Source organism: Pedobacter sp. WC2501 (assembly GCF_052682415.1).
Genome location: NZ_JBQZFI010000001.1, coordinates 4,011,889 through 4,028,231, shown reverse-complemented (window position 1 = coordinate 4,028,231; position 16,343 = coordinate 4,011,889). Strand labels below are relative to the sequence as shown.

Annotated in this window: 8 protein-coding genes; all 8 read right to left on the bottom strand. The window is 39.6% G+C overall.

What is annotated here, in order from left to right:
• Positions 1-72: 72 nt before the first annotated feature.
• Positions 73-1,002 (bottom strand): glycoside hydrolase family 43 protein, encoded by a 930-nt coding sequence (locus ACUN24_RS17010; protein WP_445563578.1) that lies wholly within the window; start codon positions 1,000-1,002, stop codon positions 73-75.
• 168 nt (positions 1,003-1,170) lie between these two features.
• A complete protein-coding gene (locus ACUN24_RS17005) occupies positions 1,171-2,571 on the bottom strand; it encodes a glycoside hydrolase family 140 protein (protein ID WP_445563577.1) in 1,401 nt (466 codons plus the stop codon).
• 203 nt (positions 2,572-2,774) lie between these two features.
• Complete coding sequence (locus ACUN24_RS17000; protein WP_445563576.1) at positions 2,775-5,936, bottom strand: DUF6298 domain-containing protein; 3,162 nt, start codon at positions 5,934-5,936, stop codon at positions 2,775-2,777.
• 154 nt (positions 5,937-6,090) lie between these two features.
• The gene (locus ACUN24_RS16995) at positions 6,091-7,722 is read right to left on the bottom strand and encodes a polysaccharide lyase (RefSeq protein WP_445563575.1); all 1,632 of its coding nucleotides are present in this window, start codon (positions 7,720-7,722) and stop codon (positions 6,091-6,093) included.
• Between the two features lies 1 nt (position 7,723).
• Positions 7,724-9,379: a pectate lyase family protein gene (locus ACUN24_RS16990; RefSeq protein WP_445563574.1), complete on the bottom strand. Its 1,656-nt coding sequence runs from the start codon at positions 9,377-9,379 to the stop codon at positions 7,724-7,726.
• 401 nt (positions 9,380-9,780) lie between these two features.
• Positions 9,781-11,607, bottom strand: coding sequence for a RagB/SusD family nutrient uptake outer membrane protein (locus ACUN24_RS16985; RefSeq protein ID WP_445563573.1), 1,827 nt, complete (start codon positions 11,605-11,607; stop codon positions 9,781-9,783).
• An 11-nt stretch (positions 11,608-11,618) separates the two neighbouring features.
• Positions 11,619-14,867: a SusC/RagA family TonB-linked outer membrane protein gene (locus ACUN24_RS16980; RefSeq protein ID WP_445563572.1), complete on the bottom strand. Its 3,249-nt coding sequence runs from the start codon at positions 14,865-14,867 to the stop codon at positions 11,619-11,621.
• 530 nt (positions 14,868-15,397) lie between these two features.
• Positions 15,398-16,327 carry a hypothetical protein gene (locus tag ACUN24_RS16975; RefSeq protein ID WP_445563571.1) on the bottom strand — a complete coding sequence of 310 codons (930 nt, stop codon included), beginning with the start codon at positions 16,325-16,327 and terminating at the stop codon, positions 15,398-15,400.
• Between the last annotated feature and the right edge of the window lie 16 nt (positions 16,328-16,343).

The window sequence follows — 16,343 nt, the reverse complement described above, 5'->3', positions numbered from 1 at the left end:
CACGCTCGCTCTGCCCCTTACTTCAGTTCACAATGACGAATTTCTTTACTTCGTGCTTTTGTATCTTTGTGGTTAATGCTTCAATAAATTCTTAATCACTCTTCTTTTCACTTTTATAATCGTCCCGTGTTTATGTCCTTCGGGGATTGAAATTGATGCTGTTACATCCTTAAAAGTCTTAAAATCTGACGTTTTATAAGCTGAATAAATCTTTTGTCCGTAAGCATCAAAATAGATCAGCCAATCATTTTTTACCTTTACCACAGTTGGTCCCTCCGTTAATTTCGGGCTAAAAGTCTCCGAAACATTTTCGTAAGGTCCTAGTGCATCTTTCGCAAATGCTACTTTTAAATTTCTATTCGGGCGTGTATTGTCTTTTAAAACCAAAACATAATCTTTGTTTGCCCTTTTCACAATAAGTGCATCGATCACACTAAAACCAGGATCGAGAAACAGTTTAGGTTTTGAGAAGCTTATAAAATCTTTTGTAGTAATGCCGTACATCCGATGGTTATTTTCTTCTTCCTCTATTCCTTTAGCAAATCGAAACGGAATAGTTGAAGCCCAGATGATTACATATTCTTTTTTCTCATCGTCATAGAAAATTTCAGGTGCCCAAACATTAACTGTTTTTGGTTCACTTTCCATTACCGGAAGGAATTTTTGTTCGCTCCAATTGATCAAATCCTTTGAACTGGCATAACCAAAACCTTTGTCGCCTTTCCAGCTGCAGGTCCAAACCAAATGAAATGTTCCATCCGGACCTTGAACGATTGATGGATCGCGCAAAACTTTCTGCGTCCCCACCGCTGGTTTTAGGAAGGTTTTATTTAAATCTGTCCAGTGATAAGCATCATAACTGTACAAAAGCCTTAATCCTTCGTTTGCCGGCTCGTGGAAAGAGGTAAATAAATAAGCTTGTTTTGAACAGGATGTTAATCCACAAAAAAGCAGGCCAATTATAGCTAAGCGAAATGATGATATGGAATTGGGTTTTAACACTGTTATTTTTGTCTTTATTATAATTGTCAGTCTGAGCCTAGTCGAAGACCTATTTTGTAATTTGTTAAGGATTACCCTTCGACTTCGCTCAGGGTGACATCTCTATTAGATTATTGTAATAGATTTCTCCATTTCGCTGCGCTTCAGTCGAAATGACGATTTAACTAGTTATATCTCCTCCAACACCAACACCCAATCATTGCCATTTGCAGGTTCGCCGGGTGGATTAAACTCCTTAATGCCTTTATTTTCAAATTCTCCTATTTTTGTGCTTTTGCCAGTTCTTGGATCAAACCATGATGCTTTTACTTCATCACCATCGATTTTGCCCATCTGCACACTAAAATTTCTTCCTGTATAGGTGTAAAGCAATGCAAATTCTTCGCCTCTTGTAGCAAGAACTCGTTCATACTTTTCGCCGTTTTTACCTGCAACCAAAGTTTGATCAGGTATGCGATCGAAATAAGGGTGCGCCAGGATTAAATCTTTCAAATATTGCATCTGTTTTGCGCCCGGAGCATTAATTGCCGTGACCCACTGGTCTTTCGGGCCATAAGCAGGTTTTAAATCTGTTTTCTTGTACATTTGCATTACCGAATTGTGACCATAGGTATAACCAAAGGCACCTGCAAAAACCGACCAATAACCGTATCTTCTCACGTCGCTAGCTGTCCAGCGTGGTTGGAGCGTATCGTGCAACCCTTGTGGAATATCCTCGTAAGAAGGCTCCCCATCAATGGTTGGTTTGGTTGGTTTTAATTTATAATCAGTTTCAATGTATTTCCAGTTATCTTCTCCATAATGTAATTTTTCGTTTTTAGAGGTGTCCTGATCATACCGGCGGTGACCTGACTGTACCATGTCGAAATCACACCATTTTGCATTTTGAAACCACTGTGAGGAAGCAGTTCTGCCCCGGGGATGGAAAGTAATTAAATGATTCGGATCGTTTGCCCTTAAAGTTTCGCCGATGGTATTCCAAACCTCCGCACCATCAGTACCTTTAATATCGCCACCATTGAGCCAAATGATGTTCCACTTGTCTTTATAACGTTTTGCCAGAAACTCAGAATAAGCCTTTGCCTGCGTTTTATTTACTTTTTTATTTTTTACATTGGTACCCCATACCGGAACCATGGCCATATAAAGTCCCTTTTCTGCTGCCTGACCTACGATATAATCTACATGATCCCAATAATCATAGGCCAAAGAGTCTTGAGGATTATTGCCTGGCGTAAGCATTGGTTTTGAAACATCAGCATGAACCACTGACGAATCAAGGTATACATTTCTCGAAGGCACATCATGTAATAACATCACCTGAATTACATTAAAACCTTTTTGTTTACGGTCTTCGAGATAGGTATTTGCTTCTTCGCGAGTCAACCGACCGAACAGCAACCAGCCTGTATCGCCAAGCCAAAAGAAGGGTTTGCCATCACCTGTCGTTAAATACCGCCCGTTCTCTGACACTAAAAGACTTTTATCGCCAAAATGAGGCTTTTTCTTGCAGCCAAATGCAAGGCAAGAAACTAAAGCAATCAGAAATATTTTTAATTTAAAGTTCATATTCAATTTAATATGTTTACAATGTTGGTGGGTGTAGACACCCGCCAATAAAAAACGTGCTGTCATGCTGAGGTACGAAGCATCTCTTACCTATTATGTACACAGCTTATGTTTGCTAACTTCCATTTTTAATGATGGTTTATTAACGTTTTGTTTCCATCGCCTGGAGATTCTTCGCTGCGCTCAGAATGACAAAACTCAATTTATATTTTATTTATAATGATAACTTCATCTCCTGATGCTACTTTGTTCAACTTCACCATTGCACCCCCGTTAATTTTCTCTTCCTTAAGCACTTTCCCGGTTCGGGTATTGAGCACTTTTACATTAAATTTTCCTGTGATCTTACTTAGATCCAGATTAACTGCATCTGTTGAAGCATTGTACAAAATGTAAGCCTTACCAGCATTTTCAAGCCCGTATTGTTTAGCTGATTTACCTGCAGGAAAAAATGGTTTCATGGCAGATGCAGTACTTAGAACTGTTTTATCTATCTCATTAACGTTCGATAAAGAACCTCCTGCCATAAAAATCGCCCAACCGAAACTATCAAAGCTATCGCCCGAGTATATCACTGCCTTATCAGGGAACTTGTTTTTATATTCGGATACGGCATGGTAAACTTCTTCGAAAGATGTTTTCTTCGGTTTTAGCAAACGGGCATGCTGACGAGGCGCTAAACTTAAACCACCTTGCGGCGCATAAGCGCTTCCATCGGCCTGATAATGCCAATACCTGATATCGATCAGGTCGACTACACTAGCACGTTCAGGATCAGCTAAAATGGCATCCTGCACATCTTTGGTCACACTTAAACCGATAATTGGGTGTTTACCTGTTTCTTTCTCCCATTCCTTAATGGTATCGATCCAGAACTGAACAAAATGCAAAGGACCCGTAAATTCGGCACCGATTAATTGAATGACTCCGGAATTTCCGTCAAAATTCTCTAAACATTTTCTGATGTAAGCTTTATGGATTGCCCTGCGGTGTTCGTTGGTGATGTCGTAAAACTGCTCAGCCATAAAAATGCGTTTATCGCCGGCATAAGGTACTGGCTCGGGGAAACCAGTATTGTTTATATTGTTTGCAGTACGCCAGGGAAAATCGGCATAATGCGCGCCAGCTTCAATAATATTGTGCTGGAAATAATTTTCGTGGATCAATACCAACCCTTTCTGATCGGCAAGGTTAGCGAATTGCTTTAACCTGTCCCAATACCAAAGGTTATATTTGGTAATGTCGTACTTGCTTAAACCATCCCAGGCTTTATCCTGCCCGCTACGGGCAAAAGGCAATTCGTAAAAAGGTGCCCAAACTTCTCCATCCATGCGGCGGATGCGTTCGTGATCGTCTCTTCTCCTATCATACCAAAGGCCATAATTATGATCAAGTACCTTAACAGAACCATTTCTCATCGAATCGGTAATCTCCTCAAGATCATCGGTTAAGCCATTTCCGGAACGGCCGGGAACAAAACGGGTGACATGAAATTTAGTGTTTTTTAATCCATACGGACGCGCGCTCCCATTCCACCAGGGCACATCCTGACGATTACCCGCCACAATTTCGTTGCCGCGCACCAACCAGCCATTTCTGATCGTCATGGCATCCGCAAGTACAGGTTTAACGACTTTATCCAAGCCAATTTTATCTATGCTTTTTGCCTGACCAGCATCTGTCGGGATTTTATTCCGATCAGAAGCGGCGTCAATATATTCTGAAACCGTTAAAGCAGGTTTATAAGCCAGTTTAGTGAGTTTTTGAGCTACATCTATCGGCGGACTGCTTGATGCTTCAGTTTCTACAGGAAGAACGAAGTTCCGTTTATCGGCTTCGTTACCCAACCTATCTTTTAATTGAGCGTAATATAAACTTCGTGGCTGAATCTGTTCGTTAGACATATCCCAATAACCGTTTCCGGCAAACTGCGCCCAGGTTCCGAATGCCCAATTTTGAGCAGTTGGCGGCTGATAATTATCTATCCTTGCAGCGCTACATTGCCAGAACACACTGTTTGCAGCACTCCAGCCTGCTCCTTGTCCGTCCTGTCCGCGGTTTAAGTAACTTAAGGCTTGTCCGTCAATGTTTACAATATCGAATAACACACCAGATGCCCAGCTATCAATAGCACCACTAAAACTGAAAGGCAAATAAGACTGGCATTGCACAAAAACATTAGGTCCCGGTGCACAAAAGCCAACAGCAAAATCATGGTAACCATATTCTGAGTATAATCTTTGGAAAAGCGTTTGCTGACCGGTGGTTAAAAATGTAAACCTTCGCTCACCACCAATTTCAGAAACCGGGGCAAGTGATTTACAATCTTCTACCGTAATTCTTTTAGCGGTTTCGAGTACATTAACGGCAGAGCCGGCAAAATGCTCAAAAACAACCTGACGAACCCATGCATCCTGTACATTTTCCAAACAAATGGCCGTCCAGCGATGGTATTCGTCTTTACTATTTTCTTTATGATAATCGGATTCGATTTTCAGGTTTTCAACCCCCGTTTGCGCAATTCTACCTTCCCATTCATATTTAGAGATGGTTGCTCCACCAAACTTAACATCTAACGCTGTTGTAATTGGTGCATCAAAAGTGATGGTATTGCCGTTTATGGCGATAATTTTTCGATCCCAATGGATATCCCTGGTTCCTGGTTTCCAGCCTAAAGCACTTTCACCACCACCAAACTCGACTGTTTTTAATGTTTCAATCCATTCTTTAGTTGAAGGACGGTTGATGATGATTTTATCGCCAACTTTAAATTCGTTGGTATTTGCCAAAGTAATTTTATTTGAATTTACAGGCACATAAGCATCTGTAATGGCGATTGCCTGTTTTTCTATTTTGTTTTTTTGACCTAAAATTCTGATTACACCAATCCGGTCTAAACCAGTTGCAAAAATTTTCGTTCCATCTTCGCCCATTCCACTTCCGCGAAGCACCACTCCTGATGCTGATAACCGCAATGTCCCTGCAACTTCGTAAGTTCCTTTTTCTAGTAAAATCGCCCCACGTAAACCATCTTTACCGAGGGGTAATTTTGAAACATAATTAATGGCTGATTGAATCCTTGAGGTAGCATCGCCCTTTGAAACAGGAACTATTACCTTTATTGTTGCATTAGGAATGGCTTTTTCGCCAGCCATGTAACCTGCATAAGAAAAATCAGGAATCCGGTTTTCAGCTGCATCGGGTGTATAAGCCATTCTACCATCTTTGCTTTTATAGATGGGTTTTGGTGGCTCAACAGGCTTTGTTTTTTGCGCAAAAGAAAAGTTAGTCGCAAAAAGAGCCATTACCAAAATCGGTAAGGTTTTTAGTGGTATGGTTTTTAATATATGGTTAGTTTTTGGCATTGATTATTTTGTATTTGTCATGCTGAGGCACGAAGCATCTGCAACCTAATATTTCTGTTTTTGCCTAACCCACTTACGTTTTGGGTGTGGGTTATTAAAGTTTATATTTCACCGCTTACAGATTCTTCACTGCGTTCAGAATGACAGTAATGCGCTAAGGCCTCACCTTATTTACATCCACCAGGCTATTTAAATATACTTCAATATTCGAATAACCTGATTTCGAAATTTTGGCAGCGTCTTTTGCATCTTTTGGATTTAAACCATTTTTTGTTTCCCAGGCATCAGGAATACCGTCGTTATCGGTATCTATGTATGGTTTTCCATTATATTCAGGGTAACCGCCTACTTGTGCAATATCAGAAATAATCCCTTTTTTATAGGAATCGGCAGGTAAACGACGTTTTACATAACTTTGTTTAGCAGGCAATTTCCCATCCTCAACATGTTCAATTTTACCTGTTATAACCTGTTTGATAATACGTTGGTCTACTGCATCGCGAACAGGTAAAGATGCACCGGCATTAGCCAGCACATAATCGTAAGCTTTTTTAGTATCGATGATTGAGATTTTAGCCATAGGCAATGGTTTATCCACTTTTATCGAATCTAACAACTTTTGTTTATCTCTTTTACTTTCAGGCTGTACACCACCATCCCAATTGTTTTTGGTTACTTTTTCATTTCCTTCAATGATATTTCCGGTTACGTAAGCTTTACCAAATTCGTTGGCGAACTTTTTATCTCTACCCGACTCTGGCTTCAAGATACGATAAGAAATCGGTTCGCCTGCAGGGGTAATTGGTCCGGGTTTGTAATAATTGTTAACGAAACTGTAAAACGAAGCATTATCGCCACCATCGGCACTTCTGTTCCACCAGTTGAAGATCACATTATTGGCAAAACCAAAATCGCCATACATACCCACTGATGGATTACGGCTGATATTTGACGCCCAAAGGTTACGCATGAAAGTTGAATTTAAACCTCCAATGGTGCTTCCAAAGGCATGATTATAGGTATCTAAAGCTTCTGAAAAAATCGAATTCTGAATGGTAACGTTTACCGTTGGTAATTTCTCTGGTTTAGAACCATCTTTTTTGTCGTAAACGTGGCGATAAATCGACATGTTTTCATCTAATCCCCAGCTTGCAGAAACATGGTCAATAATAATATTTCCGACAGGATTACCACCAATGGCATCATCTCTGCGGGTAACGTCAGTTGCACCACGACGGAAACGCATATATCGGATCACGACATCATGGGTATTGATCCAAACGGATTCGCCAGCCACACAAACCCCATCTCCAGGTGCACTTTGGCCAGCAATGGTAATATAAGGTGCGCGGATAATCAATGGTGTTTTTAACCTGATAATACCCGAAACATTGAAAACGATAATCCTTGCCCCGCCTTGTTCGCAGGCCTCGCGTAAAGTTCCTTTGCCCGAATCCTCGAGACTGGTAACAACGTAAACTTTCCCGCCTCTACCGCCAAACGAATAAGCACCACCACCTTCTGCACCAGGAAAGGCAACCATTTTGGCTTGTGGTAAATCACTCGGTTTAGCCGCCCATGGAATATAAGGTTTACCATGTTTTGCCTCTTCATCTACAATGTGTTTTACTTTCAAAAACTGTAATTCTGATTGCTCTTCAATGTTTTTCAACAGCGAATCGGCTTTCTTTTCCATTGCTTCAGGGATAACCGGATACTGTGCAAAAGCAACATTTCCAACACTGCATAGCGCAATTATGCTAAAAATTGAATTCCAGGTACGCATATTAGTTTGGTTTTACGATTGAAACAGGAACCACACTATTTAGATAAACTTCGATATTCGAATAACCACTTTTAGTGATTTTAGCTGCATCAGATGCATCTTTAGGATTCAAGCCGTTTTTAATTTCGTATGCATCTGGCATGCCATCATCGTCGCTATCTTTATATGGCGTTCCTTTATATTCCGGATAACCGCCTACCTGAGAAACTTCTGTAATGATACCTTGTTTATAAGAATCGCCAGGCAATCTGCGGTGTTCGAATTGAAATGCAGATGGTTTAGCGTTAGGGTGAACTTCAATTTTTCCGGTAGCCACCTGTTTAACTACGCGGGTATCAACCGGATCTCTCTTTGGTAAAGTAGCACCTGCATTTGCCAATACATAGTCTTTTGCTTGTAACGTTGGGATAATGCTGATTTTAGGCATCGGGAATGGATCTTTAGCTTTCATCGCTGCGAAATATTTACTCGCCTGCTCATAAGACATTAAATTTCCTTTTTTATCTTCCAGCTGAACGCCTCCATCCCAGTTGTTTTTGGTTACTTTTTCATTGCCCTCAATAATATTTCCGGCTACATAAGCACGTCCGAAAACAACATAAGGTAATTTACTGCGGCCAGATTCGGGTTTTAAAATGCGGTAGCTGATCGGGTCTTTTAATTCGGTAACAGGTCCTGGTTTGTAAAAGTTGTTGATGATGTTGTACTGTGCGGTATAATCGCCGCCATCTGTAGAGCGGTTATTCCAGTTAAACACTACGTTATTGGCGAAGTTAAAAATGCCGTTCCAACCAATTGATGGATTACGGGCACCATTATCAGCCCAAAGATTACGTACAAAGGCACAGTTTTCGCCACCTAATGTACTGCCAAACGCATGGTTCCAGTAATCTAATGCTTCAGAAAAAATCGAATTTTGGATCGTAATGTTGACGGTTCCTAATTTTTCTTCGGCTTTACCTGTACTATCATTATACATGTGGCGGTACATCGACATGTTTTCGTCTAATCCCCAGCTTGCAGAAACGTGATCAATCATGATGTTGCCCACTGGATTTCCGCCAATGGCATCATCTCTGCGGCCTACAAAAGTTTCACCTCTTCTAAAACGCATAAAGCGAACAATAACGTCATGGGTATTTAACCAAACTGATTCGCCAGCTACACAAACACCATCTCCAGGTGCAGTTTGGCCAGCAATGGTAATATATGGGGCACGAATAATCAATGGTGTTTTCAACCTGATAATTCCTGCAACATTGAAAACAACAATCCTCGCACCACCTTGTTCGCAGGCATCACGTAAAGAGCCAGGACCACTATCGTTTAAATTTTTAACTACAATTACCCTGCCTCCGTGGCCACCAAAACTGTATGCACCTCCCCCTTCTGCACCAGGAAAGGCTAATAATTTAGATTGAGGGAGATCGGTAGGTCGGCCAGCCCATGGAATATATGGCTTACCCTCGGCAGCTTCCTTCGCTATAACCGGCTTGGCTTTTTCCCAGGCAATGTCTGACAGGTGATAAGCTTCTTTCATCATTGAATCGGAAGATTTTTTGACTTCAGGCGGTATGTTCGGGTATTGCGCAGATGCGTAATTTGCGGAGAGCATTAATGCTGTTGTGAACAACAGATTTAAAAAGTTCTTTTTCATTTGTGTTTTGCCCGTTAAAGAAGCAAAAGAAATTTAGCTGATATTTTTTGATTGATGAAATTGTCAATCGGGAATTTTATAAAAATCGGCTCATTTCTGTTTATTTCTTTGGTTATCAGTTTTGGTTAGAAAGTATATTATATTTCAAAATTGCATGCAAAAATTGGCTGTTTACTGTATAATTTTGGCCAGGTATTGTACTATCTTTTCATTTGGTTAAAATGGCTGTAACAAATCAAATTCATTTCTGCAACCGTGTTACAAGATAGAAATAATATTCATATATAAATGTAACATTCTTAAATGAAAAAAAAAAGGAAACAAATTAATGTTCCCTTTTCTAAAAACCAAATATAAAAAATCAGGGTGATGAGCAAACCGCCCTGAAGATCTTGAAATACCTATTGAAGCGGATCAAAAGAACCACCCCAGGTATTGTTCTGTTTTAAATTGATGTTGTTGTTGAGTGATACCGTTGGGATACCGAAAAAGTAAACCCCAGCCTGATAAGCAATGTTATAGGTATCCAACTGCTTAGTAGTAACGATGAAACTCGAAGTGTAAAGGGCATCTAAATTGGTACTTGCAGATGCATCACGTGAGCTCAATATATAATCGGTATTGGTACCCGTACTTTTCAGCGCAATGGTTACACCTAATCTTCTTTTGCCATTTAACACAGTTTCCAATAATTTACGGCGTCTTAAATCCCAAAAGCGTTTACCTTCAAATGCAAGCTCTATCTGTCTCTCTTTCATTACTGCAGTAACCAATTGCGTAGTGCTAAGCCCGGCGGTTAATCCGTAAAGTCCATCTGCACCTGCTTCAATCCCGGCTCTTTTTCTTATCGCGATAATATTGGCATAAGCTTCCTGACTCTGTCCAACATTGCCAATTTCAGCAGCACATTCTGCCTGGTTAAGTAATACTTCAGCATAACGGATTTCCAACCAATCTGTACCTGCATTTAAAAATGTAGCTAAGGTAAGCGCAGGATCTATTGCTTTTCTCAAATATAAACCGCTGGAACTCGCCGAACTTTCAGTAGATGTTAACGCATTGTTTTTACTATAATAGTAGGTCCAAAGACGGTAGTTTGGATTGGCTGATAAGGGCCAGTTACATCCGTTGTAGGCAATCGTCTGTTCAAATCTGGGATCGCGGTCTTTATAAAATGTAGCCTGATTATAAGTATATTTTGATGTGCCTATATCCTTTCCATCTTTCATCGGAAAAGCTAAAGCCATATCCCAGGTAGGTTGATTTGATCCACCTGCACTTCCAATATATTTTGGAACTGTTGCGTTTGGATAAGTATTATTGTTCTGTCCAATGTCTGTGGTTCCGGTATTATAAAGCGTTGCTAAAACGGCTTCAGGATTTCGAGGGGTACTTCCACCGCTACTTCCTTCTGTAGTCCATAAACTTACATCAAATTTTGGATACAAACCAAAACCATTGGCCGATAGTGTTGCTATAGCTTGAGTATTGGCATTATAGGCATCTTGCCATCTTGAAATTTGATTGCCGGAATTAAATTCAGGCGAAGCAAAAGTTAATAAAACCCTGCCTTTAAAAGCCTGGGCAGCTCCTTTCGTAATGCGGCCATAATCATCATTTTTCGGCCATCTTGCAGGAATATATTTAATGCACGAATCTAAATCCCTGGCAATCTGGGCAAAGGTTTCAGTTGTGGTGTTCCTCGGTAAAAGGGCTGCTTTTTTGGCTTCCTCGCCAACGGCATCAAGTGGGGTCAGTACCAGGGGTACGCCTCCGTATAATTTTACCAGTTCAAAATACCTAAATGCTCTCCAGAAATAAGCCTGCGCAATAAATCTCTTTTTCACGGCCGGGTCCAGCGTACCTGCATTAACATCCCTGATAAACATATTGATCGTTCTGATTTTTACGTAATTACCAGCGGTATTGGTATTGCCCAAATCGGTAACAGATTCGATGGTAGCCGTGCCTTTAACAAAAACGTTGTCACCGTACTGCTCTTCTGAAAGTGAACTAACTGAAGCACTTAAGCCACCAACGTTACCAAACCAGGCCGGTTGATTTTGGCTGTAGATATAATCGATACTTAATTTTGTTGTAGTAGAATCGTTGTAAACCTGATCGGCAGTAAAACTACCCAAATCTTGTTTTTCGAGCACTTTTTTACAACTGCTAAACATCAATGATGTTGTACAGGCTGCTAAAATTATGATATAAATCTTTTTCATGATAATTAAAATTAAAGGCCTACGTTTAAACCGAATGAATAAGTTTTAAGCGATGGGTATGTTCCTACCGGACTGGCAAAATCTCTGTAATTCCCTGGGAATGGATTGATAAACTGAACCGGGTTTGTAGCCTGCGCAAATACCCTTAAACTAGATATCCCTACTTTTTCTATCCATTTTGTTGGGATATTATAACTTAAATTTGCATTTGTGATGGCAAATTGAGTTGCGGGCACCAACCAAAAGTCAGTACTTTCATAAACGCTTGAAAAATATGGGTTAGGATAAGCTGCGTTCGTATTTGTTGGTGTCCAGTGATCTGCCCAATAAGCTGCCCTGTTGCCATATACCGATGGGCTCGTTCCGCTAGGTTTTAATCCACCAATACTGGTATAACCGCCCCAAGAAATGCCCATTACTACATTTAAACTTAAACCGCTATAGCCGGCACTAAAGTTTAGTCCTAAGTTATTATGGTTATTCTGTCTTTTGGTAACAAATTGCCTGTCTTTAGTATCAATAATACCATCACCGTTTACATCCTCATAGTTGATCATGCCCGGCTGCAGAATATCATTTAAAATTTTAACCTTTTTTGGATCATTTTGCACTGCCGATCCATTGATTCTTTGTGCAATAATGGCATCAGCTTCTGCCTGTGTCCTGATAATACCAAGTGATTTATAACCGATATAGCCTCTATCGCTAGAGGTGCCGGTGTTATCGTCAATAGTACCCAGTTGTGCGGTAGAAACATCATATTTAATGTTTTTGTTGTCGCTCCAGGTATAGAATGGTGTAAAGCTATAATTAAATTTCCCTATCTGATCTTTGTAGCCTACACTGATCTCGTAACCGAACATATTGGCTTCAGCAAAATTTTCAGTAGGTACTGCTGCGCCAATGGTTGCAGGTACTGAAGATGTTAACGTAGATAAAAGATTGTATCCACGCGTCCAGAAATATTCTCCGGAGATGGATAATTTATTTTTAAGCAGCCCCATATCAAAACCATAATTCGTTTTTAAATAACTGTCCCACACTACATCTCCATTTGGAATTGCAATATTGGTTCTGATCGCAATGCTTCGGTCAATTTCGTTAAATACGGCACCACCACTGCTTCCTGTGCCTAAATTGTATGATGCCAGGTACTGATAAGCTTTGGTTGCATCTGTTCCTGTTAAACCAACTGATGCCCGCAATTTGAACAGGTTTATGGCCGGGAATTTATCTTTAAAGAATTTTTCCTGAGAAACTACCCATCCAACAGATGCTGCTGGAAAACCGCCCCAATTTTTACCAGGAGCAAATCTTGAACTACCATCTCTACGATATACCAATTGTAATAGGTATTTGTTATCGTAATCGTAATTGATACGCGAAATTATAGACTGAAATCCTGTTTCGCTCACCTGCCCGGATTGATTAGAAGTTTGTGTTCCAACAGTAAAGTTTTGATAAGGTAGTCCACCGGCAACAATTCCTTCGGCCTGTGCCGCTACGCCTTCTGAAGAAAGCTCTCTTTGCTCTACGAGTGCAATGGCTGATATATTGTGTTTACCAAAAGACCTGTTGTAATTAAAGCCAGCATTTAATTGGTAGCTATCTGCAAATACTGGATTAAGCCTGATCCTATCACCATTCTTTATTGGGAAAACGCCTTGGAGCACTCCACCAGGAATATGGTTGTTGGCACCTGTACCTAAATATTTATAATAGTTGAATGTAGTTCCGTACTGTTTACCGTTAGAACTGTTGATGTTCTTATTTATTGTAGCAGTAGCGGTTAAACCTTTAATGCCAGGGATTTCGTAAGTAACTTTACCAAGCATATTCATCACATAAGATTTTGAACTGGTAAAATTATCTGAATTTTGAACTAAGAAAAAGTTGATGTTTTCTAAACCACCGGTATTACTTGCGCCTAAAATCACAGGATTTCCGTTGATAAAATATTCAGACCATGGATTAACGTTTTGTAAAGTTGCCACATCATTATCTAAACTTTCGGAAGTGCTATTAAGCTTGTAATAATAGCTTCGCGATGATGAAACATCGGTGCTTATTGAAGCCGAAACGTTTAACCTTTTCGAAAGTTTAGCATCAATACTGGCCCTTAAACCATATTTACTAGAATTAACGCCTTTGAAATTAGAGTTTTGAGTGATGTAATCGCCACCTAAAAAATACGTAACCTTATCGCTACCTCCACTAATATTTAATGCCTGGCGGTAAATATTAGAAGTTTGAAAAGCATCTGCTAACCAGTTATGGTTGTTTGCGGAGAAATAATCTAATTCATCAGGAGTATAATAAAGTGTCTGTCGGGTACTTTCTGCTACATTATTAACTACTTTAAAGCCGTCAGCATTGATAAAGTTATTTACTACAGTTCCTGCAGATGTTTGCTGGTAAACCTGAGCGTTCAAATAATCGTTAACAAAATTACCCAACTGTATACCCGACATCATGTTCGGTAGTTTTGTTGCGTCGTTAAAACCTACTGAACTGCTAAAATTGATTCGGGGAGCACCTGATCTACCTCTTTTGGTACGAACAATTACAACACCGTTAGCTCCGGAAACGCCATAAATAGCTGCCTCAGCATCTTTCAAAATGGAAACGCTCTCCACCACATTTTGATCCAATAAATCAAAATCGGCCTGGGTTCTGATCACATCATCAATTACGAATATCGGATTGGTGCCTTGCTGGCTATCTTTAGAGTATACAACAGGGTTACGCACAGTGATGGTAGTACCCTGTCCTGGTCTTTGTGCGCCTCCAGAAACAGAGAGACCAGGTGCAGAACCACGCAATGCAGCACTTAAAGATAGTGCAGGTACATCTTCAACACTTTTCATATTAACGGTAGAAACTGCTCCTGTTAACGTGACTTTCTTCTGTGTACCGTAACCAACCACCACTACATCGTCTAAATTTTGGTTATCTGAAACCAGTTTTACATTGATTGTAGTCTGTGTACCTACTGGTACGGTCTGTCTGGTATAGCCAATGTAAGAGAAAACAAGAACATCTGCATCAGATTTAACCTGGATGGCATAAACGCCGTCACCGTTTGTGCTTACATTGCTTGGCACACCTTTCAGACTTACATTTACCCCGGGAATTCCCCGTCCATCGGCCTGATCTACAACCTTACCTGTGATCTTTCGGTCCTGGGCAAAGAGCATTGTACTTGCCAATAGCATTAATAGCAAGGGCAAAGAAATTTTGCGTAAAAATTTTAAGTTCATCTTATTATTTGGTTAGTTTTCAATTCTGTTCAGACAATTTACCGTCTGCTTTTAATGTTGCGACCTCTTCAATGATCAAAAGTTTTCAACCTTCAATCAATTGAGCAATTATAGTATCGTTTTAACTTTACAAGCGGAGCGTATTAAGGGAGCGGTTAAAATAGAAGTAAATTATTTAATGATAAAAGAATCAACAACGGTTTCTAATAAAAAGAATCGATGATAATGTGGGGTGATTTGGCTCATTTTTTACTTTGATCTCGGTTTTTATTCTGGTTAGAAAGTATATTATTTTCAAAATTGCAATCTATATATGGGTATTTTTTATATGATTTTTGCTATGTATGGTATAATATTGTCATAACGAAAAAACAAATCCTATAATTCTATATCTAAAGATAAATTGATAACACAAGGTAGAAATAAAATTCATATATAAATGCAACATTCTTAAATAAAAAAAACGAGACAAATTTTGTCTCGTTTCAGATGAATTAATGTCCAGGTATTGAACTCCGAAAATGGTAATATTAATTCTGAATTTTTACATCAACGTTTAAGAATACACCGCCAGTTGAGTTATTACTTGATACAGAATTCACGTAAAAAGCACCATACTTGCCTTCAGCTGTTAAAAAATAAAACAAACTCCCCGGAATCAATCCGGTAGAGATGCCCTTAAGAGTGGGCTTTGCACTTTTTCCTGCTGCAAGAATCTGATCGCCTGTTCGAAGATTTAAAAAAGCGGCAGACTGTGCGGTTTTTGGTGCGGCAAATAAAGTTGCCTTTTTGGTCCAGGTGCTAATGTCGTATGGAGTAAAAGGAATCGGGCTTGAATTTAAAGCATACACATTGTAAAGATATGTATTTGGTGTCCCGCTTACCGGCGTTCTATACAATCCCAGATCTATTTTATCAGAACTTGATGCACCATTACTGTAATTGAATAATTCTCCGGTTGAAAGTGACATGTAACAGTTTTTCACTTTACCTAATGTATCAGGAATATACAATTCTCTCGAAGACCAATATTTATAATCTGATCTTACTTCTATTGTAACCGTTTTATAACCATCTCCCAAATAAACACCTGCCTTATTTAAGGCCCAAACACGATAGGATGTTTTACCAACACGCGTATTCATTTTTAATTTTACAACTCCCGAATAATTTCTTCTTTGATTATCATTAAGTATAATTTTAGCGGGTATAGCAGCTGATGTTTCGAAAATACACACGGCATACATATCTTCTTTTGCAGAGGTTATGGTGTAATCCAGATACACGCTATCACCTGCATTTACTTCTTTATAATCGGTTATTGCATACGGGTTTGTTGAATGATAGGTTACGGTTACATCATCAAACATATTGAATATATTTTCTCCCTCTTTTTTACATGATGAAAAAGCCAGGGCTCCTATAGCCACACAGCCCAAATATTTTAAAATTCTTTTCATGATTTTATCTGTTTAA